The 1,560-nt window shown below is 73.6% G+C and carries 1 protein-coding gene; it reads right to left on the bottom strand.

The window, feature by feature from the left end:
• Positions 1 to 133 precede the first annotated feature (133 nt).
• On the bottom strand, positions 134 to 1,417 hold the full coding sequence (locus tag ACFC09_RS09590; protein ID WP_376525364.1) for an exo-beta-N-acetylmuramidase NamZ domain-containing protein: 1,284 nt from the start codon (positions 1,415 to 1,417) through the stop codon (positions 134 to 136).
• Between the last annotated feature and the right edge of the window lie 143 nt (positions 1,418 to 1,560).

Below are 1,560 nucleotides of genomic sequence, written 5' to 3'. Positions count from 1 at the left end.
GTCCCGCCGGACGCGGACGGCCCGGTGCGCACGCATCCGCCGTGCGCACCGGCCGCCCGGCCACCGGTAGTGGAGATACCAGCGCCTCGACATCCCCTGACACCGCGAGTGCGCGCCAGCGGTGGCCGCCCGGCTACCGGTAGTGGAGATACCGTCCGCGTACCGTGCGGAACGCCGCCAGTTCCTCCTGCCAGGCGCCGACCACCTCGTCCGGACCCGCGCCCGCGTCGATCATCGTGCGCACCAGGGCGGACCCGGTGAGCTTGTCGATCCAGTTGTCGGAGCGCCAGGCGAAGCCGCTCCAGACCCGCTTGGCGGTCACCAGCAGCGCGATCCCGGTCCGCACCGGGTCGTACGCGGACCGGTCGTGGACGTGGATCTGCACACCCCCCACGGTCGTGCCCTGGAACTTGGAGAAGGTGGGCGCGAAGTACGCCTCGCGGAACCGCACCCCCGGCAGCCCCAGCGCGTCGGCCGCGGCGGCCCACCGCGCGTCGATGCCCTCCGCGCCGAGCAGTTCGAAGGGCCGGGTCGTGCCGCGCCCCTCCGACAGGTTCGTCCCCTCGAAGAGGCAGGTCCCCGAGTACACCAGCGCCGTGTCGGGCGTCGGCATGTTGGGGCTCGGCGGCACCCAGGGCAGACCGGCCGCATCGTAGAAGTCCGTGCGCCGCCAGCCGGTCATCAGGACGGTCTCCAGCGGCACCTGGTGGTCCAGGAACTCCGCGTCGAACAGCCGCGCCAGCTCCGCGACCGTCATCCCGTGCGCCTGGGCGATCGGCTGCCGGCCGACGAACGTGGCGAACTCCCGGTGCAGCACCGGCCCCTGGGCGGACCGCCCGGTCACCGGATTCGGCCGGTCCAGCACCACGAACCGCTTGCCCGCGAGCGCCGCCGCCTCCATGCAGTCGTACAGGGTCCAGATGTACGTGTAGAAGCGGGCGCCCACGTCCTGGATGTCGAAGACGACCGTGTCCACGCCGGAGGCGGTGAAGACGTCGGCGAGCGGCCGGCCGCTCTTCTGGTAGGTGTCGTAGACCGGCAGGCCGGTCGCCGGGTCGTCCTGGCGCCCCTCTGAGCCGCCGGCCTGCGCGGTGCCGCGGAAGCCGTGCTCGGGTCCGAAGACGGCGGTGAGCGACACGCGGGGGTCGGCGTGCAGGACGTCGACGATGTGCCGGGCGTCCCGGGTGATGCCGGTCGGGTTGGTCACGATGCCGACACGCCGGCCGGCGAGGAGCGCGTAGCCGTCGTCGGCGAGGCGTTCGAAACCGGTGCGCAGCCGGCCGTGGGGGTCGGCGGCGGTCGTGGTGTCCGTGGTGTTCGCGGCAGGCGTGGTGTTCGCGGAGGTCGCGGCGGGAGTGACGGGTCCGGCCGCCGCCGTGGTCGCCGCCGCGAGGAGACTCCGTCTGGACAGGTGCATGGGCGACCTCCGCCGTCGAGGGGACATGGGCGACTTGGGCATGAGCACGATATGCGCGTCCTGGTGTGGTCCGACAGATGCGGGCGGGGGGCGCCGGCGACCCCGCCCGGGCGCCCGGCGGGAACATACCCCGCACCCGCCCC

This window comes from Streptomyces sp. NPDC056161, from assembly GCF_042268025.1.
GTDB lineage: Bacteria > Actinomycetota > Actinomycetes > Streptomycetales > Streptomycetaceae > Streptomyces.
Note: the sequence above shows the minus strand (reverse complement) of the source record. Positions and strands in the feature narration are given on the sequence as shown.

What these genes read in the sequence shown, in the direction of transcription:
- ACFC09_RS09590 (WP_376525364.1), bottom strand. Translation starts at nt 1,417, where the DNA reads ATGCACCTGTCCAGACGGAGTCTCCTCGCGGCGGCGACCACGGCGGCG.